The sequence below is a fragment of the Streptomyces sp. NPDC046876 genome (assembly GCF_040645035.1).
Lineage (GTDB): Bacteria > Actinomycetota > Actinomycetes > Streptomycetales > Streptomycetaceae > Streptomyces.
The window spans coordinates 1-19,339 of sequence record NZ_JBEYXK010000119.1; the positions used below are offsets into that span (position 1 = coordinate 1).

At 73.3% G+C, this 19,339-nt stretch carries 17 protein-coding genes; 12 read left to right on the forward strand and 5 right to left on the reverse strand.

The features are described 5' to 3' along the window. Positions 1-94: 94 nt before the first annotated feature. Complete coding sequence (locus tag ABZ924_RS34090; RefSeq protein ID WP_361918742.1) at positions 95-1,285, reverse strand: hypothetical protein; 1,191 nt, start codon at positions 1,283-1,285, stop codon at positions 95-97. Between the two features lie 104 nt (positions 1,286-1,389). Then, positions 1,390-1,905 carry an HAD domain-containing protein gene (locus ABZ924_RS34095; protein ID WP_361918745.1) on the reverse strand — a complete coding sequence of 172 codons (516 nt, stop codon included), beginning with the start codon at positions 1,903-1,905 and terminating at the stop codon, positions 1,390-1,392. Between the two features lie 83 nt (positions 1,906-1,988). Between ABZ924_RS34095 and ABZ924_RS34100 the strand changes: the two genes are divergently transcribed. From ABZ924_RS34100 to ABZ924_RS34110, 3 genes are all read left to right on the forward strand, one after another. Further along, positions 1,989-2,540, forward strand: coding sequence for a helix-turn-helix domain-containing protein (locus ABZ924_RS34100; RefSeq protein WP_361918748.1), 552 nt, complete (start codon positions 1,989-1,991; stop codon positions 2,538-2,540). Continuing rightward, positions 2,537-4,093: an MFS transporter gene (locus ABZ924_RS34105; protein WP_361918751.1), complete on the forward strand. Its 1,557-nt coding sequence runs from the start codon at positions 2,537-2,539 to the stop codon at positions 4,091-4,093. The genes ABZ924_RS34100 and ABZ924_RS34105 overlap by 4 nt, the downstream gene beginning before the upstream one ends. Positions 4,094-4,161: 68 nt before the next feature. Then, the gene (locus ABZ924_RS34110; protein ID WP_361918754.1) at positions 4,162-5,649 is read left to right on the forward strand and encodes a membrane-associated oxidoreductase; all 1,488 of its coding nucleotides are present in this window, start codon (positions 4,162-4,164) and stop codon (positions 5,647-5,649) included. Positions 5,650-5,694: 45 nt separating this feature from the next. Here ABZ924_RS34110 and ABZ924_RS34115 read toward each other — a convergent pair whose 3' ends face one another. Next, positions 5,695-6,324, reverse strand: a complete 630-nt coding sequence (locus ABZ924_RS34115; RefSeq protein WP_361918757.1) for a lysophospholipid acyltransferase family protein — start codon at positions 6,322-6,324, stop codon at positions 5,695-5,697. A gap of 255 nt (positions 6,325-6,579) precedes the next feature. On the opposite strand from ABZ924_RS34115, the gene ABZ924_RS34120 reads away from it, so the two are divergent. The 3 genes from ABZ924_RS34120 to ABZ924_RS34130 all read left to right on the forward strand — a co-directional run bounded on the left by ABZ924_RS34120 (position 6,580) and on the right by ABZ924_RS34130 (position 8,938). Beyond that, positions 6,580-7,776: a glycerophosphodiester phosphodiesterase gene (locus tag ABZ924_RS34120; RefSeq protein WP_361918760.1), complete on the forward strand. Its 1,197-nt coding sequence runs from the start codon at positions 6,580-6,582 to the stop codon at positions 7,774-7,776. Between the two features lie 105 nt (positions 7,777-7,881). Continuing rightward, complete coding sequence (locus ABZ924_RS34125) at positions 7,882-8,397, forward strand: sigma-70 family RNA polymerase sigma factor (protein WP_361918763.1); 516 nt, start codon at positions 7,882-7,884, stop codon at positions 8,395-8,397. Between the two features lie 37 nt (positions 8,398-8,434). Continuing rightward, positions 8,435-8,938 (forward strand): GNAT family N-acetyltransferase, encoded by a 504-nt coding sequence (locus ABZ924_RS34130; RefSeq protein ID WP_361918789.1) that lies wholly within the window; start codon positions 8,435-8,437, stop codon positions 8,936-8,938. A gap of 42 nt (positions 8,939-8,980) precedes the next feature. Here ABZ924_RS34130 and ABZ924_RS34135 read toward each other — a convergent pair whose 3' ends face one another. Both ABZ924_RS34135 and ABZ924_RS34140 read right to left on the reverse strand, forming a co-directional pair. Then, a complete protein-coding gene (locus tag ABZ924_RS34135; protein WP_361918766.1) occupies positions 8,981-9,424 on the reverse strand; it encodes a hypothetical protein in 444 nt (147 codons plus the stop codon). Beyond that, positions 9,417-9,785 (reverse strand): hypothetical protein, encoded by a 369-nt coding sequence (locus ABZ924_RS34140; RefSeq protein WP_361918769.1) that lies wholly within the window; start codon positions 9,783-9,785, stop codon positions 9,417-9,419. The genes ABZ924_RS34135 and ABZ924_RS34140 overlap by 8 nt, the downstream gene beginning before the upstream one ends. A gap of 635 nt (positions 9,786-10,420) precedes the next feature. Between ABZ924_RS34140 and ABZ924_RS34145 the strand changes: the two genes are divergently transcribed. The 6 genes from ABZ924_RS34145 to cobT all read left to right on the forward strand — a co-directional run bounded on the left by ABZ924_RS34145 (position 10,421) and on the right by cobT (position 19,282). Then, positions 10,421-11,470 carry an ATP-binding cassette domain-containing protein gene (locus ABZ924_RS34145; RefSeq protein WP_361918772.1) on the forward strand — a complete coding sequence of 350 codons (1,050 nt, stop codon included), beginning with the start codon at positions 10,421-10,423 and terminating at the stop codon, positions 11,468-11,470. Next, positions 11,467-12,135 carry a methionine ABC transporter permease gene (locus tag ABZ924_RS34150; protein WP_361918775.1) on the forward strand — a complete coding sequence of 223 codons (669 nt, stop codon included), beginning with the start codon at positions 11,467-11,469 and terminating at the stop codon, positions 12,133-12,135. The genes ABZ924_RS34145 and ABZ924_RS34150 overlap by 4 nt, the downstream gene beginning before the upstream one ends. 153 nt (positions 12,136-12,288) lie before the next feature. After that, on the forward strand, positions 12,289-13,152 hold the full coding sequence (locus ABZ924_RS34155; protein ID WP_361918778.1) for a MetQ/NlpA family ABC transporter substrate-binding protein: 864 nt from the start codon (positions 12,289-12,291) through the stop codon (positions 13,150-13,152). Positions 13,153-13,391: 239 nt separating this feature from the next. Then, positions 13,392-14,075 carry a GNAT family N-acetyltransferase gene (locus ABZ924_RS34160; RefSeq protein ID WP_361918781.1) on the forward strand — a complete coding sequence of 228 codons (684 nt, stop codon included), beginning with the start codon at positions 13,392-13,394 and terminating at the stop codon, positions 14,073-14,075. A 100-nt stretch (positions 14,076-14,175) separates the two neighbouring features. After that, entirely contained in the window at positions 14,176-15,507 is a 1,332-nt protein-coding gene (gene cbiE / locus ABZ924_RS34165) for a precorrin-6y C5,15-methyltransferase (decarboxylating) subunit CbiE (protein WP_361918783.1), read from the forward strand. Positions 15,508-15,766: 259 nt separating this feature from the next. Further along, positions 15,767-19,282 (forward strand): nicotinate-nucleotide--dimethylbenzimidazole phosphoribosyltransferase, encoded by a 3,516-nt coding sequence (gene cobT / locus ABZ924_RS34170; RefSeq protein WP_361918786.1) that lies wholly within the window; start codon positions 15,767-15,769, stop codon positions 19,280-19,282. The last annotated feature ends 57 nt before the right edge of the window (positions 19,283-19,339 follow it).

The following is a 19,339-nucleotide window of genomic DNA, read 5'->3' on the forward strand; positions in this document are numbered from 1 at the left end:
GGGGGCCGCCGCCCCCCAGGGCCCCCCGCCGCCCCTCCGTCGTATCCGCACCCGCGTTCGCCCCCGCTTCCGCGCGCTCGTACGCACCAGGTGCTCAGCCCACCGGGTGCTCCGGCTCGTAGTTGGTCAGGACGCAGCCCTCGACCTGGGCCTTCTCCAGCCGGTACCCGGTCGGGGCGGAGAAGCCGGGCACGCAGTTCAGGTACAGGAACCTGGGGTGCTGGTACAGCACGAACCGGGCCGAGGCGTCGTTGGTCTCCACGGCGACGTTCTCGCCGACGAGCAGCACGCTGCCGGTGGCCCTCAGCTTGCCGTCGTCCTTCAGGTCGGCCAGCTGGGCGGCCTTCGCCTTCGTCTGCAGCTTCTTCATGTCGCCGACGGTGTCGAGCCAGCTCAGATTGCGGGCGCGCTGCCCGTCGGCCGGCTGCCCGCACAGGGCCCGGCCGGTCACGCCCCAGTCCGCCGCGTTGCCCTTGACCACCGGCTGGAAGTCGATGGACTCGATCGCCACCGCCTCCGGATCGGTGGAGAAGTGGTCCTTGCAGGCCAGGGGGCTGTTGCTCACGAGCGTACGGAGCTCGGCGATGCTGCCCGCCCGCGGCAGCCCGAGGCTGCCCGTGGTGGGCTGACCGGGCCGGCCGTTCGGGCCCTCCTGCGGGGTCTCGAGGTTCGGGCTGCCCGTGCCGTCCTTGGCGGGGACGAAGTCGCTGAGGTTGCAGTACTCGACCAGCGCCTGCTCCCGCTTGTAGCCCTTGGGCACGGGGGCGGTCGGGTTGCAGGTCAGGACGCGCATCTCGGAGCGCACGAGGGCCATGGAGGTCTTCGGCAGGGTGGGGAAGGCCACGAAGCCCTTGCCGATGATCACGTTGCTGAAGAGCCCGTACGCCCCGTCGCCGCCGGCGATCTTGTCCATGACGTACTGCTTGTAGCCCGCCTGGAACTCCTTCATGTCCTTGGGGACGGCGATGACGATGTCGCTCTTGTCGGCCGTGGTGCTGCAGACGCCGATCTCCGTCACCGACCACTGCCCGACCTTCGGGAAGTCGCCGCTCGGGATCCTCGGGTCGTCGGCCTTCGAGCTCAGGTTCTCGCAGCCGGCCCATTCGCGCATGTACTGCTGCGCCTTGACGAGCGGGCCGTCGCCGGCGGCGCCGTCGGCCGCGAGGGAGGCGGAGGAGGCGGGTGTGCCCGGTGGTGCCGCCTGGCCGCCGCCTCCCTTGCATGCGGGCAGGACGGCGAGGCAGGTGAGGGCGGCGGTGATGGCGAGGATCCGCTGGATGCGCATGGGTCGCTTTCGTCGGACGGAAGGTCGCGAGGGGGGTGGTAGTGGCATGCGCATGCTATGGCGGCCGCACGAGCATGATCAAAACCGCCGCTGCTCACGGCATTTCACGCCGCCCAGGCCGCCAGAGTCGCGAAATCACCGCCAGTGAGTCCGACTTGCTCGTCGATGCGCAGCAACAGCGCCCGCACCGGGTGGCGTTGGTCGACGTACTCGCGGTCCATGGCCGTGATGTCGTCGTCGATCCACGCGAACTCCCGCTCGCCCGCATACTCCAGGACGTACTGCGTCTTCCAGAACGTGCCGCGCGGGGCGCGCCCGTGCATCTGCGGCCAGTCGATGTACGGCAGCCGCGGCAGGCCCAGGTGCGGGGCGATCCAGTCGTTCGCCTCGTCCTTCCAGGTCGTCGCCCACACCAGCTCGTACGTCTCCGCCAGCGCGAGCAGCTCCGCCCCGTGGGCGGGGTTGAGCCACACGCGCAGCGGCTTGCGGCTCTCGGCCTCGGTCCAGCCGGTGGGGCGCATGCGGTGGGTGGTGTAGCCCTCGGGGCGGCGCTGGGGCCGGGCCGCGTAGGGGTTCAGCGGGCCGTCCACGTCGATCAGGAGCAGCGGCTTCGGCGTCATGTACACAGCGTTCCTCTCGGGGGTGCCTGCGGGCACCCGAATAAAATGAGACACGGACGTCTCATTTGGTGTATCGTTGTCTCATGGCCATGGATCGTGACCAGGTGCTCCGCGACGCCGCGGCCCTGCTCTCCCGCAAGTCGACCGCCACGATGGACGAGGTCGCCCGCGCCGCAGGCATCGGGCGCGCGACCCTCCACCGGCACTTCGCCGGGCGCGACGCCCTCGTACGGGCCCTGGAGGAACTGGGCATCCGCGAGTTCGAAGGAGCCTTCGACCGCGCCCGCCTCGACGAGGGCACCGCGGTCGACGCACTGCGCCGGCTCGTCGCGGAGAGCGAGGCCAACGCCCAGCTGCTGGCCTTCCTCGTCACCGAGAACCAGCTCTTCGAGGGCGACCAGGTCAACGAGGGCTGGGCCCGGCTCGACGCCCGCGTCAGCGCGCTCTTCCGGCGCGGCCAGGCCGAGGGCGACATCCGGATCGACCTGAGCCCGGCATGGCTCACCGAGGCCCTCTACGGCCTCATCGGCACCTGCGCCTGGGCCGTCACGGACGGCCGGGTCGCCGCCAAGGACTTCCAATACATGATCATCGAGCTGTTGCTCGGTGGCGCCAGACGGAGTGATAGGACATGACCACGACCGAGCAGCTGAAGCCCCGTACGGGGGCGGAGGTCACCGGTGGCGGCGGCAGCCGCGGGCGCTGGCTCGCGCTCGCCGTGCTGGTGCTCGCCGTCCTCCTCGTCGCCGTCGACGCCACCGTCCTCGGCCTCGCCACCCCGTCCCTCTCCGAGGAACTCAAGCCGTCCGGCACGCAGCTGCTGTGGATCGGCGACATCTACTCGTTCGTCATCGCCGGCCTGCTCGTCTCCATGGGCTCCCTCGGCGACCGAATGGGGCGCAAGAAGCTGCTCCTGACGGGCGCGACCGCCTTCGGCGCGGTCTCCGTCCTCACGGCCTACGCCACCAGCCCCGAGATGATGATCGTGGCCCGCGCCCTGCTCGGCGTGGCCGGCGCGACCCTGATGCCGTCCACCCTGGCGCTGATCCGGAACATCTTCTCCGACCCGCGCGAGCGCAGCCTCGCCATCGGCATCTGGGGCGCCACCGCCTCAGCCGGTGCGGCCGTCGGCCCCGTCGTGGGCGGTGCGCTGCTCCAGCACTTCTACTGGGGCTCGGTCTTCCTGATCAACCTCCCCGTGATGATCGTCCTGGTCGTCGTCGGCGTCAAGCTGCTGCCCGAGTCCAAGAACCCGGTCGCCGGGCCCTGGGACCTGCTCAGCGTCGGACTCTCCCTCGTCGGCGTCATCGGCGTCGTCTACGCCGTCAAGGAAGCCGCCACCCACGGCCCGACCCCGCAGGTGGCGCTCGCCACCGCCGTCGGCGCGGCCGCCCTGTACGCCTTCGTACGCCGCCAGTTCACGCTGCCCGCACCGCTGCTCGACATGCGGCTGTTCAAGGACCGCGGGTTCTCCGGGGCCGTCGTCGCCGACCTGCTGACCGTCTTCGGGCTGTCCGGACTGCTGTTCTTCCTCTCGCAGTTCCTCCAGCTCGTCCAGGGCCGCGAGCCGCTGGAGGCCGGCCTCGCCGAACTGCCCGCCGCCGTCGGCGCGGTGGTCACCGGCCTCGTCGCCGGCCACGTGGCCCGCCGGTTCGCCGTCCGCACGGTCGTGGCCGGAGGCCTCGGCGCCATCGGCCTGGCGCTCGGCGCGCTCACCCTGGTCCACCAGGACAGCGGCTACCCGCTGCTCGGGGCGTCCCTGCTGATCGTCGGCCTCGGCGCGGGCTTCTCCTTCACCGTCACCGCCGACGTGATCCTCTCCAGTGTGCCCAAGGAGCAGGCCGGCGCCGCCTCGGCCGTCTCCGAGACGGCGTACGAGCTGGGCGCCGCCCTCGGCATCGCCCTCCTCGGCTCCATCGTCACCGGCGTCTACCAGGGCTTCACCGCCCCCGCCACGGTCCCCGGACCGGTCGCCGAGGCCGCGCACGACTCCCTCGGCGGCGCCGTCGAGGCCGCCAGGACCCTGGACCCGCAGACCGCCCACACCATGGTCGGCGCCGCCCAGGAGGCCTTCGTGGACGGACTGCGCCTCGCCTCCGGCGTCAGCGCGGCCGTCCTGCTGGCCACGGCCGCCGCCGCCTGGTTCCTCCTCAAGGGGCAGAAGCTCCAGGACGGCGTCGAGCACTGACGTCCGCCAAGGGATGGCGTTCCGCGCGGAATTGACAGTCCGTCGGGGCACGGGACACCATCCCGGCGATGGAGATCACCGACCTGACCCCCGCCGAACGCCGCGTGTGGGAGGCCTTCCCGCGCGGCGAGGGCGTCGACTTCCGCGAGAGCCCCGACGAGGACGCCTCCGCCGGGGACGCCTGGGGTCCCGAGCGGACCGTACGCGCCGAGGTGCTCGCCGCCCTCCTGCTGAACGGCCCCACCGCGGCCGGACAGGTCGCCGAGCTCAACGTCAGGGGCGCCCTGATCACCGGGAAGCTCAACCTCAAGTACGCCGTCGTCGACCACCCGATACGGCTGCGCGGCTGCCGCTTCGAGCGCAAACCCCAGCTGTTCGGGGCCCGGCTGCGCGCCCTGGTCCTCAACGACTCGACGCTGCCCGGACTCACCGCCTCCACCGTCACCGTCGACATCGACCTGCGGCTGTCCTGCTGCCGGATCACCGGGCCCGTCCGGCTCGCCGGGGCCCGGATAACCGGGGGCCTCTTCCTGCGCCGGGCGGTCATCGGCACCCCGGGCAGCGGCGAGGAGTCCCCGGAGGGGACCCAGGAGCCGCCGCTCCAGATCAACCACGCCGACATCGGAACCGACATCATCGCCATGGAGCTCACCGTCCACGGCCAGATCCGGATGAACGGCACCACGGTCGGCGGCCAGATCAACCTCGACCAGGCCCGCCTGCACGCCCCCGGCGCGACAGCCCTGCACGCCGAGACCCTGTCCGTCGGCACCGACCTGCGCGGCCACCGGCTCCAGGCCGACGGGATGGTCAACCTCACCGGCGCCCGGATCCCCGGCCAGCTGTATCTCGGCCGCGCCCGGCTGGCCAACCCCGGCGGAGTCTCCCTGCGCGCCTCCAGCTGTCAGATCGGCGAGCTGTGGCTCCGCCAGTGCCCGACCGTCGACGGCATCGTCAACCTACGCCGCAGCCAGCTGGACATGCTGTACGCCGAACCCGGCGTCTGGCCGCCCGTGGTCCGCACCGAGGGGCTCACGTACCGGGTGCTGCACCCGCACCTGCCCGCCGAGGAGCGGCTGCCGCTGCTGGAACGCGAGGAGAACGGCTACCTCCCGTACGGCTACGAGCAGCTCGCCGCGGCCTACCGCACGGTCGGCGACGAGGCGGGCGCCCGTACGGCCCAGCTCGCCAAGCTCCGCCGGCACCGCCGCACCCTGCCCCCGCACACCCGGCTGTGGGGGCTGCTCCAGGACGGCACCGTCGGCTACGGCTTCCGGCCGCTGCGCGCGGCGGGATGGCTCCTGCTGCTGGTGCTGACCGGGTGGGTCGCGTACGGGCTGCACCATCCGCGGCCGCTGAAGCCGGGGGAGGCCCCCGACTTCAACCCGCTCTTCTACACGATCGACCTGCTGCTGCCGATCATCGGCTTCGGGCAGGAGGAGGCCTTCGCGCCGGCCGGCTGGTACCAGTGGCTGTCGTACCTGTTGATCGTGACCGGCTGGATCCTCGCCACGACGACCGCGGCGGGCGTCAGCCGGTCACTGAACCGCCAGTAGGGGAGTACGGGACTACGGGCAGTACGCGCGCGTGGGGCGCGCGGGTCAGGCGGCCTTCGCCTTGGTGGCGTACATGTCCACGTACTCCTGGCCCGACAGCCGCATGACCTCGGCCATCACCGAGTCGGTGACCGCGCGCAGCACGTACCGGTCGCGGTCCATGCCGTCGTAGCGGGAGAACTCCATCGCCTCGCCGAAGCGGATGGTGACCCGGCCCGGGCGGGGCATGCCCTTGCCGCCGGGCTGGAGCTTGTCGGTGCCGATCACCGCGAACGGGACGACCGGGGCCCCGGTCATCAGGGTGAGGCGGGCGATGCCGGTGCGGCCGCGGTAGAGCCGGCCGTCGGGGGAGCGGGTGCCCTCCGGGTAGATCCCGAAGATCTTGCCCTCCTCCAGGATCCGGCGGCCGGTCATCAGGGCCGCGACGCCGCCGTTGGCGCCGTCCCGGTCGACCGGGATCATGCCGGCGCCGGTGAAGAACCAGGCCATGGCGCGGCCCTTGATGCCCTTGCCCGTCACGTACTCGTCCTTGCCGATGAAGTGGACCGTGCGGTCGCACACCAGCGGCAGGATCATCGAGTCGATGAAGGTGAGGTGGTTGCCCGCCAGGATCACCGGACCGGATCCCGGGATGTTCTCGATGCCCTCCACCCGGGTGCGGAACATCATGCGCATGACCGGTCCGACAGTGGCCTTGATGAGCGCGGTACGGAACAACGTGAGCCCTCCGGCATCCAAAAGCGGCAACGCACGACGCGGCGGTCGTGCAGGTGAGGACGATACTCGCGGGTCTGCTCTGATCGCACATCGGGTTCACCAGGTGGAAACGCAGTGTTGACGCGCGTTTGCGCCATGTTTGACCCGTTCCCCCCTGTCCGCCACCACGCCCTGCCTACGATCGGCTCTCCTCTACACCAAGGAGTGGCACAGATGACGCAGGGTGGGGCAGCACGGCGTACGGTCCTGGGGGCCGCCGTCCTGGCGGCGGGCGCCGGCGCGGCGGGACTCTCCGCGGGACCCGCGGCCGCGGCGGAGCCGGTGGAGGCCGGGAAGGCGGGGCAGCCGTCGGAATCGGAGCGGGCGCGGCACGACGGCGGCTACAAGGACCTCCCGGTGCCGCTGGTCATCGGCCACCGGGGCGCCTGCGGGTACCGGCCCGAGCACACCCTGGGCTCGTACGCCCTCGCCCTCGACCTCGGTGCCGACGTCGTCGAGCAGGACCTGGTCCCGACGCGGGACGGCCATCTGGTGTGCCGTCACGAGAACGAGATCGGCGGCACCACCGACGTCGCCGACCGCCGCGAGTTCGCCTCCCGGCGTACGACCAAGACCGTCGACGGGGTCGCGGTCACCGGTTGGTTCACCGAGGACTTCACCCTCGCCGAGCTGAAGACCCTGAGGGCGAAGGAACGTATCCCCGCCGTCCGCCAGCGCGGCACCCTGTACGACGGCCGCTGGGACGTGCCCACCTTCGAGGAGGTGCTGCGCTGGGCCGAGCAGGAGGGCAAGCGCCGCGGCAGGCGCATCTGGCTGCACGTGGAGACCAAGCACCCCACCTACTTCCGGGGCCTCGGGCTCGGCCTGGAGGAGCCCCTCGCCCGGCTGCTGCGCCGCTACGGCCGCGACGGGCGCACCGCCCCGGTGTTCCTGCAGTCCTTCGAGCCGTCCAGCATCCAGCGCCTGGGCCGACTGGTCGCGGCGCCGCGCGTGGTCCTGCTCGGGGCCGCGAACACCCGGCCCTGGGACTTCGAGGCCGCGGGGGACCGGCGTACGGTCGCCGACCTGGTCACGCCCGACGGGCTGAAGTGGATCGCCGGCTTCGCCCAGGGCATCGGCCCCACCATGGACCTGATCCTCCCGCGCGATGCGGCCGGCCGGCTCGGCGCCCCGACCACCCTGGTCAAGGACGCCCACGCGCAGGGCCTGGTGCTGCACCCCTACACCGCGCGCAACGAGAACAGCTTCCTGCCGGCCGAGTACCGCAAGGGCACCGACCCGGCGGCGTACGGCGATGCCTTCGGGGCCTTCCGCACGTACTTCGAGCAGGGCATCGACGGCATCTTCACGGACAACCCGGACACCGGCCTGCTCGCGGCCGAGGACTTCCGCCCGGGCCGCGGCCGGTAGGCACCGCAGGGCAACGGCGGGACGGTCGCAAAGCGGAACATCCCGTTCGGGTGGGCTGCGGCGGGCGGGGAAACCGCCGGGCGCAGCCCGCGCGTCCCGCCCGGCATGGACCTGCTGAAGGACTCCGACCTCCTGAACCGACTGGGCCCGCTGCTCTCCGCCGAGGCGGCAGCGGAGGCCCCGGGCGCCGGTGTGGAAGCCGCCGACCTGGAACAAGCCGTCTGGGTCAGGCTGCTGGAGCGCGGCCCCGCCCCCGCCGAGCCGGCCCGCTGGCTGCGCCGGGCCGTGCGCGCCGAGGCCCGCGTCGCCCGGCGCCGCGCCCGCCGGGAGATCCCCTACGGCTGCCGGCCCGGGAACGCCGGAGCCGCACCCGAAGAGGCCCTGCTGCACGGCGAGGACAACCGGGCCCTCCGATCGGCGGTCGCCCGATTGCCCGGACGCTGTCCGGAGCTCATCCGGGCACTTCTGTCGCCCAGAGACATGACGTACCGTGAAATCGCAGGGGAGTTGGGTATCTCACAAGGAAGTTTGGGACCCGTGCGTTCCCGTTGCCTGGGATGTCTGCGCAGAATGCTCGCGTCGGAGGTTGCGGCTCCCCGCCCGCGGGGAAGGGAGCGGTAGACCAATGGGCTACCAGGTGAGCGGGAGGCATGCGCACATGGGCATGAGCGTGACCATTTCGGCGGCGGGCGCCGAGGACACCGAACAGATCCTCAAACTCCAGTACCTGGCGTTCCAGCGCGAGGCCGAGCTGTACGGCAACTACCGCATCGAGCCGCTCACCCAGACCCTCGACTCCCTCAGGGCCGAGCTCGCCTCGGACACCGTGCTGGTGGCCCGCCTCGGCGACGAGGTGGTCGGCACCGTGCGCGGCCGCGTCGACGAGGAGGGCGTCGGCAGCATCGCCAAGCTCTGCGTGCACCCGCGCCTGCAGGGGCACGGCCTCGGCGCCCGGCTGCTGAGCGCCGCGGAGAAGGCCCTGAAGGGCCACGGCGAGCCCACCCGCTTCCGCCTGCACACCGGCCACAAGAGCGAGTCCAACCTGCGCCTGTACCGCAAGGCCGGCTACGTGCAGGTCGGCGGCCGCACGGCCGACGACGGCGTGAAACTGGTGATCCTGGAGAAGGAGGCGGGCGCCGCCGACTTCGCGGTCAGCGCCTGAGGCGGGGCCGGTGCCTGACCCGCGGTCAGCCCTGACGCGGGGTCAGTGCCGGTTGCGGCGCAGCCAGAGCATCCCGGTGACCGGCAGGACCACCGGGATGAACAGGTAGCCCATCCCGAACTGGGACCACACGGTGCTGTCGGGGAAGGACTCGGGGCGCACCAGCGTCCAGGTGCCCACGACGAGCACGCCGGCCAGCTCGGCGGCGCAGCACACCCGCGCCGCCCTGCGGGCCGTCTCCCCGCCGCGCACCAGCGAGTACGTGATGAAGCAGTACACCAGCGCGGCCAGGCCGGTCAGCGTGTACGGCAGCGGGGCCCGGTCGAACTCGGTGGAGATCTGGTAGACCGAGCGCGACACCGCGCCGACGGTGATCACCCCGTACACCCAGACCAGCAGCAGCCCGGGTCCGGAGACCAGCCGCTCGCGCGGGGCCGGTGCGGCGGAGCCGGGAGCCGGCTCGGCGGTCTTGTCGGTGTCAGGCACCGGGGGTCCCCCAGATGTCGTAGAGCCGTACTTCCAGGACGGCGAGGACGACCGCGCCGGCGGCCACCGTCACCGAACCCCACTTGGTCCGCTCGGTCAGCGAGAGCAGCCCGGCGGCCGGGATCGCCGCGAAGGCGCCGACCAGGTAGGCCACGAAGATCACCGAGCCCTCGTCGGGCCGCTTGCCCTGGGCCAGGTGGACCAGGCCGATGGCGAGCTGGGCCAGGACCAGCAGGGTCACGACACCCATGCCGATGAAGTGCCAGTCCTTCGTGGGCTGGTTCCGCAGCGAGGCGAAACCGCACCAGGCGGCGAGGGCGAGTGCGGCCACACCGATGGCCACCGTCAGGGCGTCGAGCATGCAGGGAGCGTAGTACGGGCCCCTCGGCCCGGTGCGCCCGCCCCTGGGCCCGGGCGGACCCCGCGCGGCCCCGGGCGGACCCGGTGCGGGCGCGGCCTCCGGGGCGGCGGCAGTGGTCTTGACCACAGCACGGGCCGCCCCGGGGTGCGGTGCGCCGCCCGGCGCGGACCTCTTCCTGCGGGCGGTTTCCGCACCGTCCGTGCAGCTCAGCACCCCTGCCCGGCCCTCGGGACAGAGGCTCGGGACTGACCGGTCCTGTCCGGAATGCGATCGCTATCCGTCCGCTATCCGGACAGTTTTGATCGCTGAAGGGATGTGTCTGCTTTACTGGGGCCCATGACCACGACGAGCAGCCGCACCCTTGCGACCGAGGCGACGATGACGCCCGGTGCTCGTTGTATGTGTCGAATGTGCGCCTTCTGAGGGCCCCTCTCCCTGCGTCCCGCGCCCCGAAGCGAGACCGGCCGAGCCCGTCCGCCCCGCCGCTGAAACACCAGCACGGACCGGACCGCTCCTGCCCCGCGCATGCGTGAAAACCGCCGACAACGCCCGGTTCGACCCGTATCGCGTCCCCAGATGTTTGCCCCGTGCCCGGCGCACCGCAACGCCGTGCACTCGACAGCGACGGAATTCCTGTGATCACCACATCGGGCCTCACGAAGGTCTACCAGTCCCGTGGCCGCGACGTCACAGCCCTGGACGGCGTCGACCTCCACGTCCGCGAGGGCGAGGTCTACGGCGTCATCGGCCAGAGCGGCGCCGGCAAGTCCTCCCTCATCCGCTGCGTGAACCTGCTGGAGCGCCCCACCTCCGGCACCGTGACCGTCGACGGCGTCGACCTCACCGCCCTCGCCGGCCGCGGCCGCCGCGCCGGCAAGGAGCTGCGCGAGGCCCGCAGCCGCATCGGCATGGTCTTCCAGCACTTCAACCTGCTGTCCTCGCGCACCGTCCAGGCCAACATCGAGCTCCCCCTGGAGATCCTCGGCGTCCCCGGCCGCGAGCGCTCCCGCAAGGCCCTCGAACTCCTCGACCTCGTCGGCCTCTCCGACAAGGCCAAGGCCTACCCCGGCCAGCTCTCCGGCGGCCAGAAGCAGCGCGTCGGCATCGCCCGCGCCCTGGCCGGCGACCCCAAGGTGCTGCTCTCCGACGAGGCCACCAGCGCCCTGGACCCCGAGACCACCCGCTCGATCCTGCAGCTGCTGCGCGACCTCAACCGCCAGCTCGGCCTGACCGTCCTGCTCATTACGCACGAGATGGACGTCGTCAAGACGATCTGCGACTCCGCCGCCCTCATGAAGAAGGGCCGGATCGTCGAGTCGGGCACCGTCTCCGAACTGCTCGCCACCCCCGGATCAGAACTCGCCGAGGAGCTCTTCCCCGTGAGCGGAACCGCCACCGGCCCCGACCGCACCGTCGTCGACGTCACCTTCCACGGCGAGGCCGCCACCCAGCCGGTCATCTCCCAGCTGTCGCGCACGTACAACATCGACATCTCGATCCTCGGCGCCGCCATGGACACCGTCGCCGGCCGCCAGATCGGCCGCATGCGCATCGAACTGCCCGGACGGTACGAGGACAACGTCGTCCCCGTCGGCTTCCTGCGCGAGCAGGGCCTCCAGGTCGAGGTCGTCGCCGACGACGTCGACGCCGAACTCGCCCAGCTCGTCAAGGACGGTGCCCAGTGACCTGGTCGGAGATGCAGCCCCTGCTCGGCCAGGGCACGTACGACACCCTCTACATGGTGCTGTGGTCCACGCTGGTGACCGTCCTCGGCGGACTGCCCGTCGGCATCCTCCTCGTCCTCACCGACAAGGGCGGCCTCTTGCAGAACCGGCCGCTCAACAAGGTCCTCGGCGTCATCGTGAACATCGGCCGCTCGCTGCCGTTCATCATCCTGCTGATCGCCCTGATCCCGGTCACCACCGCCGTCGTCGGCACCTTCATCGGCCCCACCGCCATGATCGTCCCGCTCGCCATCGGCGCCATCCCGTTCTTCGCCCGCCTCGTCGAGACGGCCGTCCGCGAGGTGGACCACGGACTGGTCGAGGCCGTCGAGTCCATGGGCGGCGGCATCCCGACCATCGTCGGCAAGGTGCTCCTGCCCCAAGCCCTGCCCTCGCTGGTCGCCGGCGTCACCACCACCCTGATCACCCTCGTCGGCTACTCCGCCATGGCCGGCGCCGTCGGCGGCGAAGGCCTCGGCTCCAAGGCCGTCACCTACGGCTTCCAGCGCTTCGAGACCGGCTTCATGGTCGCCACCGTCGTGATCCTGATCGCCATCGTCACGGTGATCCAGCTCATCGGCGACGGCGTCGTACGCCTCCTCGCCCGCCGCGGCCGCACCGCCTGACCGGCGGCCGGCGGCCGGCGGCCGGTGCCGGCACCGGCCGCCCCCTCACAAGACCACCCCACCCCCACACAGCCCGCACTTGTCGTGCTTGGGCCTCCACCCGCAAGAACCGCGCACCCTTGCGCACTTGCACCGCAATGAAAGGCACTCTTCGTGCGTAAGAACATCAAGCTCACCGCTTTCGCCGCCGCCTCCGCCGCGCTCGCCCTCGGCCTCACCGCCTGCGGCAGCTCCTCCGACCCGTCCACGGGACAGGCCGGCGGCGCCCAGGCCGACGAGAGCAAGCCCCTGGTCGTCGCGGCCTCCCCGAGCCCGCACGCCGACATCCTGAACTTCGTCAAGGACAAGCTCGCGGCCAAGGAAGGCCTCAAGCTGGAGGTCAAGGAGTTCACCGACTACGTCCTGCCCAACACCGCCACCGAGCAGGGCCAGGTCGGCGCCAACTTCTTCCAGCACAAGCCGTACCTCGACGACTTCAACAAGAAGAACGGCACCCACATCGTGCCCGTCGTGAACGTGCACCTGGAGCCCCTCGGCCTCTACTCCAAGAAGGTCAAGGCCCTCACCGACATCAAGGCCGGCCAGACCATCGCCGTCCCCAACGACACCACCAACGAGGGCCGCGCCCTCCAGCTCCTCGCCGCGAACAACCTGATCACCCTCAAGGAAGGCGTCGGCACCAGCGCCAAGCTGTCCGACATCGCCGACAAGAAGGGCCTGGAGTTCAAGGAGCTGGAGGCCGCCACCGTCCCGCGCGCCCTGAACGACGTCGACGCCGCCGTCATCAACGGCAACTACGCCCTCGAGGCCAAGCTCAACCCGGCCAAGGAAGCCCTCGCCCTGGAGAAGGCCGAGAACAACCCGTACGCCAACTTCCTCGCGGTCAAGGCCGGCAACGAGAAGGACCCGCGCGTCGAGAAGCTCGCCAAGCTGCTGAACTCCGACGAGGTCAAGAAGTTCATCGAGGAGAAGTACCAGGGCTCGGTCATCCCCGCCTTCGGCGCCCCGAAGTCCTGACCCACCGCGCCCCGCGCACCCCGGCGCCACCCCGGCACCCGGCCCGGACACCCGGGCACCCGGCCCCGCACGCCCTCCCGGGCGGGCGGGGTCGCGGCCTGCCCGGTTCCGGGCAGGGGCGGCCATGCACATCGGCCGGGCGATGCTGCATGCTGTGGCTGGACGGCCCCGCACGACGGCGCCCCCGCCCACCCGGTCCCGCACCACGGTCGCCCCACCTCTCAGGCATGGAGCTGCGCATGACAACCACCTTCCCGGACGTCACCATCAGCACGGACCGGCTGGTGCTGCGCCCCTTCGACGTGGAGGACGTCACCGCGCTCGCCGAGATGATGAACGACGAGCACGTCACCGCCTGGACCTCCGTACCGCACCCCTACACCCACGCCGACGCCCACGGCTGGGCCACCCGCCACTCCCACGCCGAACGCACCGAGGGCCGCGGCATCGTCTTCGCCGTCGCCGAGTTCCTCACCCAGCGCCTCGTCGGCATCGTGCACCTGAAGAACACCAACTGGCGCACCCGCAGCACCGAGGTCGGCTACGTCACCGCCCCCTGGGCCCGCGGCGAGGGCTACGCCAGCGAGTCCGTCCTCGCCGTCGCCCAGTGGCTCTTCCGCGACCAGGGCTTCGAACGCCTCGAACTGCGCACCGCCGCCGACAACACCGCCTCCCAGCAGGTCGCCCAGAAGATCGGCTGCATCAGCGAGGGCGTCCTGCGCAACGCATGGATAGTGCGCACCCAGAACACCGACGGCACCTGGAGCGACACCCGCACCGACCTGATCGTCTGGAGCCTCCTGCCCGAGGACCTCGACGACCTGGACGACCTCGGCGAATACGGCATGCACGACGGCTACGGATACGCCGTCGCCCGGCAGGCCGACGCCGGCGGCCACCGCGTCGGCGCCGACTGGAACTGACCCGGCGCCCGGGGACCGGGTAGTCTCACCGAGCCCGGGCCCACCCCGCGCGCCCCCCGAAGAACCCGCGCCCGCCCCCCACCCCAGGAGACTGACGACGATGGCCGACCGGGTCACGGTGATCGGCTGGGACGGCTCCCCCCTGACCGCGGCCGCCCGCTCCGCGCTCTCGGCCGCCACCCTCGTCGCCGGCGCCGCCCACCACCTCGCCCTCCCCGAGGTCCCGCCCACCGCCGAACGCATCCGTCTCGGCAGCCTCGGCCTCGCCGCCCGCCGCATCGCCGGCCACCGCGGCACCGCCGTCGTCTTCGCCGACGGCGACCCCGGCTTCTTCGGCGCCGTGCGCACCCTGCGCGCCCCCGAACACGGCCTCGAGGTCGAAGTCGTCCCCGCCGTGTCCGCCGTCGCCGCCGCCTTCGCCCGCGCCGGCATGCCCTGGGACGACGCCCAGGTCGTCGTCGCCCACCCCCGCACCCTGCGCCGGGCCGTCAACGTCTGCCGCGCCCACGGCAAGGTCGCCGTCCTCACCTCGCCCGGCGCCGGCCCCGCCGAACTCGCCCTGCTCCTCGGGCCCGTCCACCGCACCTTCGTCATCTGCGAGGAACTCGGCACCGCCCGGGAGCAGGTGACCGTGGTCACCTCCGACCGGGCCGCCGACCACAGCTGGCGCGACCCCAACGTCGTCATCGTCATCGGCGGAACCGCAGCACACCCCGGACCCGCCGCACCCGGCGCCGCCGGCGCGCAGGGCGCGTACGGGGGGCAGGGTGCGAACGGTGCGCACGGCGTGCACGGCGCATACGGGGCGCACGGCGCATACGGGGGGCACGGGGGGCAGCCCCACGCCGCCGACCCCGCCTGGCTGCTCGGCCACCACCCCGCCCGCACCGCCGAACGCGGCTGGGCCCGCCCGCACCCCGACGCCGGCGAGGGCGAGTCCGCCCCGCTGCGCGCCGCCCAGCTCGCCCGTCTCGGCCCGCGCACCGGCGACCTCGTCTGGGACATCGGCACCGGCACCGGCGCCCTCGCCGTCGAGGCCGCCGCCTTCGGCGCCGCCGTCATCGCCGTCGACGCCGACCCCCGCGCCTGCGAACGCGCCACCGCCGCCGCCCGCCGGCGCGGCGTACAGCTCCAGGTCGTCACCGGGCGCGCCCCGCACGTCCTGGAGGACCTCCCCGAGCCGGACGTGGTCCGCGTCGGGGGAGGGGGCGCCGAGGTCGTCGCCGCCGTCGCCGAACGCCGCCCCGAACGGATCGTCAGCCACGCCTCCACGCGCGACGGGGCCGAGGCGATCGGCCGCGCCCTCACCGCCGGCGGCTACACCGTCGAATGCGCCCTGCTCCAGTCCGTCGGCCTCGACCCCCACACCTGGGACGAACAGGACCGTTCCGTCGTGTTCCTCCTGGCAGCCGAACGCCCGGTGAACCGCTAGGCCACGGGCCGGGGTAGGCTGGCCGATCGTCGTACTGCCCTGGTATGCCCCGGGGTGACGGCACAGGAAGACGCGCGACGTGGCGCAGTCCACAGCAGAGCGTGGCGGTTTCGGCCGCCATGGTGGCGAACGGGCGCGACAATGCTTACTGGTTGTCGCACAGGACGTACGCGAGACAACGCGTCGCACGGCAACCCCGCTCGTTGGTCATGTGGGCGCCGGGCGATCGAAGAGGCAAGACGATGGGCGAGGGGTACGCATGACTGACGCCGGCCAGGTACCGGGCGAGGGACTCCCGGACAACGCGGGCATGGTGGATCAGCAGGGCATTCCCGCTGCGGCCCCGCAGCCGGGCGCCGTCACCGCTCCCGCCCCGGGGGGCTACGCCTTCCAGGACCTCGTGGACAACCCGGCCGAGGCGGAGGACGAGGAACTGCTGCTGATGCCGAGCGGCCACGGGCAGGGCTCGTGGAGCGACCCCCAGGTCGTGCCGCCCGCACCCGTCTTCCCCGTCGAGACCTCCTACGGCGACGCCCCGTACGCCGAATACCCCGAGGCGCAGGCCGCGTACGCGGAGCCCTCCTACCCCGCTCCCGCCGCCCACGGCTTCCCCGACCCGGCCGCCGCCGAGGCCCCGTACGCCGCGGGCGCCCACGAGGCCGGCGGCCGCGACTCCGGTGCCCTCGACCTCGGCGGGCTCCTCGCCCCGCCGCCGGCCGGCGCCGTGCCCCCCGCCTCGCCGATCGGCCGCCGTCCGCTGCACATGGGCCCGCCCATGCCCGACGCCACCGGCGGAGTCGTCCGCTCCCTCGCCGACCGCGGCCCCGCCGCGCCGGTACCGCCCGCCGCGGCCATGGCCGGTGGGCCCGTCCCGCCGACGCCGACGCCGATGCCGGTGCGGCAGCCCGGGCCGCCGACTACCGGCCCCGAATACCTGGACGTGCCGCGGCCCGAAGCCGCCGCCGTGCCGGGCGCACCGCAGCAGCTCGGCGAGATCCCGCCGCAGGCCGGCGCGCCGTGGGGCGCGGAGCCGGCGGCCGTGCCGCAGCCGGAGCCCCAGCCCGGGGCCGGCGTGCCCGCCGAGGCCGTCGCCGTGGCCGGAGGCGTGCCCGCGCCCGGCCCTGACGCCCTTGCCGTCGCCGTGCCCGCCCCGGGCCCCGACGCCGTTGCCGTGGCCGTGCCCGCCCCCGGTCCTGACGCCGTCGCGGTGGCCGTGACGCCCGCCGAGGGCGTGGCCGTGCCCGCCGCCGTGCCGGTGGCCGAGGCCGTCGCCGCGCCTGCTGCCGAGGCCGTCGCCGCGCCTGCTGCCGAGGCCGTCGCCGCGCCCGCCGCCGAAGCCGTTGCCGCGCCCGTGGCCGCCGGGGTGCCTGCCGAGGCCGTTGCCGCCGAGCCCGTTGCCGCGGCCGCCGCCGAGGGCGCGCCCGCACAGGCCGCCGCGGGGGAGCCGCAGCCGCAGCCCGTTCCCGCCCCCGAGGGCGTGCCCGCGCCGGAGGGCGCCGTGGTCCCCGAGGCCGCTCCGGTGGCCGAGGGCGTCGCCGGCCCCGTCACCGTGCCCGCGCCCGAGGCCGCCGCGGCCCCGGAAGCCCCCGGCGCTGTCGCCCCCGAGGCCCCTGTTGCCCCCGAGGCACCGGTTGTGGCCGAGGCGGCCCAGCCCGAGCAGCAGCCCGCTGCGGCCCCCGCGCCCGAGGCCGCCGCCCCGGCCCCGGCGGAGGTCGTGGAGGCCCCGGTCGCCGCCCCGGAGGCCGTGGAGGCCCCGGCCGCGCCCGCCGGGCCGGTCGCCGTACAGGCCGAGCAGGCGCCCGCCGAGCCGGTGGCGCAGCCCCAGCCCGAGCCCCAGGCCGCGGAAGCGGCGGTCCAGCCCGCCGACGCCGCCCAGGAGGCCGTCGCCGCGGCCGCCGCGCCCGCCGAGGAGCAGGTGGCCGCCCCCCAGGAAGCCGTCGCCGCCCAGGCCGACGCCGCCCAGGCCGACGATGCCCCCGAGGCCCTCCCGGCCGCCGCGCCCGAGGACGCCCCCGCCGACGAGGTCCCCGTACCCTCCGCGGGCGAAGCCGCACCCGGATACGCCGACGCCGAGCGCGAGGCCGTGCTGCGCGTCATGCGCGAGCGCCGCGACATCCGCAACGGCTTCCGCACCGACCCGATCCCGCACGAGGTGCTCCTGCGCGTCCTGGAGGCCGCGCACCACGCGCCCAGCGTGGGCCACTCCCAGCCGTGGGACTTCGTCGTCATCCGCTCCGCCGAGACCCGCCGCACGATGCACGAACTCGCCCAGCGCCAGCGCGAGGCCTACGCCAAGTCGCTGCCCAAGGGCCGGGCGAAGCAGTTCAAGGAACTGAAGATCGAGGCCATCCTCGACACCCCGGTCAACATCGTCGTCACCGCCGACCCCACCCGCGGCGGCCGCCACACCCTCGGCCGGCACACCCAGCCGCAGATGGCCCCGTACTCCTCGGCCCTGGCCGTCGAGAACCTGTGGCTCGCCGCGCGCGCCGAAGGCCTCGGCGTCGGCTGGGTCAGCTTCTTCGACGAGCGCGAGATGGTCCGCGAGCTCGGCCTGCCCGAGCACCTCGAGGTCGTCGCGTACCTGTGCGTCGGGTACGTCGACGAGTTCCCGGAGGAGCCGGAGCTGATGCAGGCGGGCTGGTCCCAGCGCCGCCCGCTGGCCTGGGTCGTGCACGAGGAGACGTACGGGCGCCGCGCGCTGCCCGGCGAGGCGCCGCACGACCTGCTCTCCGAGACCGTCGCCGGCATCCGCCCGCTCGACGCCAAGGCGCTCGGCGAGGCGTGGGAGCGGCAGAAGCGCATGACGAAGCCCGCGGGCGCACTCGGCATGCTGGAGATCATCTCCGCGCAGCTCGCCGGCCTCTCCCGGGTCTGCCCGCCGCCGATCCCGGAGCCCGCGGCCGTCGCGATCTTCGCCGGCGACCACGGCGTGCACGCCCAGGGCGTGACCCCGTGGCCGCAGGAGGTCACCACCCAGATGGTGGCCAACTTCCTCGGCGGCGGCGCCGTCTGCAACGCCTTCGCCAACCAGGTCGGCGCCGAGGTCTGCGTCGTCGACGTCGGCGTCAAGGGCGACCTGCCCGCCACCCCGGGCCTGCTGCCCCGCAAGGTCCGCCCGGGCACCGACGACCTGTCCGCCGGCCCCGCCATGAGCCGCGAGGACGCGATCGCCGCCATCGAGGTCGGCATCGAGACCGCCCGCGACCTGGTCGCGGCGGGCAACAAGGCCCTCCTCACAGGCGAGATGGGCATCGCGAACACCACCGTGTCCGCGGCCCTGATCTCCGTCTTCACGGGCGTCGACCCCTCCGAGGTCACCGGCCGCGGTACGGGCATCAACGACGAGACCCACGCCCGCAAGGTCGACGTCGTACGGCGCGCCCTGGAGCTCCACCAGCCCGACCCGGCGGACCCGATCGGCGTCCTGGCGGCCATCGGCGGCCTGGAGCACGCGGCGATCGTCGGCCTGATCCTCGGCGGCGCCTCCCTGCGCACGCCGGTCATCCTGGACGGCGTCAGCGCCGGCGCGGCCGCCCTGGTGGCCCGCGCCATCGCCCCCGAGTCCCTGTCGGCCTGCATCGCGGGCCACCGCAGCGCCGAACCGGGCCACGTGGCCGCCCTGAACAAGCTCGGCCTGCGCCCCCTGGTCGACCTGGACCTCCGCCTCGGCGAGGGCACGGGCGCACTCCTGGCCCTGCCCCTGGTCCAGAGCGCAGCCCGCGCGATGCACGAGGTCGCCACGTTCGACTCGGCGGGCGTGACGGAGAAGTAGCGACACGCACTGCCACCGCAGCCGCAGCCGGGGCCGGACGCCATGGGGTGTCCGGCC

Bases quoted from the DNA above. Each gene is read 5' to 3' on its own strand.
- ABZ924_RS34090 (WP_361918742.1), bottom strand. From the start codon at position 1,285: ATGCGCATCCAGCGGATCCTCGCCATCACCGCCGCCCTCACCTGCCTC.
- ABZ924_RS34095 (WP_361918745.1), bottom strand. From the start codon at position 1,905: ATGACGCCGAAGCCGCTGCTCCTGATCGACGTGGACGGCCCGCTGAAC.
- ABZ924_RS34100 (WP_361918748.1), top strand. From the start codon at position 1,989: ATGGCCATGGATCGTGACCAGGTGCTCCGCGACGCCGCGGCCCTGCTC.
- ABZ924_RS34105 (WP_361918751.1), top strand. From the start codon at position 2,537: ATGACCACGACCGAGCAGCTGAAGCCCCGTACGGGGGCGGAGGTCACC.
- ABZ924_RS34110 (WP_361918754.1), top strand. From the start codon at position 4,162: ATGGAGATCACCGACCTGACCCCCGCCGAACGCCGCGTGTGGGAGGCC.
- ABZ924_RS34115 (WP_361918757.1), bottom strand. From the start codon at position 6,324: ATGCGCATGATGTTCCGCACCCGGGTGGAGGGCATCGAGAACATCCCG.
- ABZ924_RS34120 (WP_361918760.1), top strand. From the start codon at position 6,580: ATGACGCAGGGTGGGGCAGCACGGCGTACGGTCCTGGGGGCCGCCGTC.
- ABZ924_RS34125 (WP_361918763.1), top strand. From the start codon at position 7,882: ATGGACCTGCTGAAGGACTCCGACCTCCTGAACCGACTGGGCCCGCTG.
- ABZ924_RS34130 (WP_361918789.1), top strand. From the start codon at position 8,435: ATGGGCATGAGCGTGACCATTTCGGCGGCGGGCGCCGAGGACACCGAA.
- ABZ924_RS34140 (WP_361918769.1), bottom strand. From the start codon at position 9,785: ATGCTCGACGCCCTGACGGTGGCCATCGGTGTGGCCGCACTCGCCCTC.
- ABZ924_RS34160 (WP_361918781.1), top strand. From the start codon at position 13,392: ATGACAACCACCTTCCCGGACGTCACCATCAGCACGGACCGGCTGGTG.
- cbiE (WP_361918783.1), top strand. From the start codon at position 14,176: ATGGCCGACCGGGTCACGGTGATCGGCTGGGACGGCTCCCCCCTGACC.
- cobT (WP_361918786.1), top strand. From the start codon at position 15,767: ATGACTGACGCCGGCCAGGTACCGGGCGAGGGACTCCCGGACAACGCG.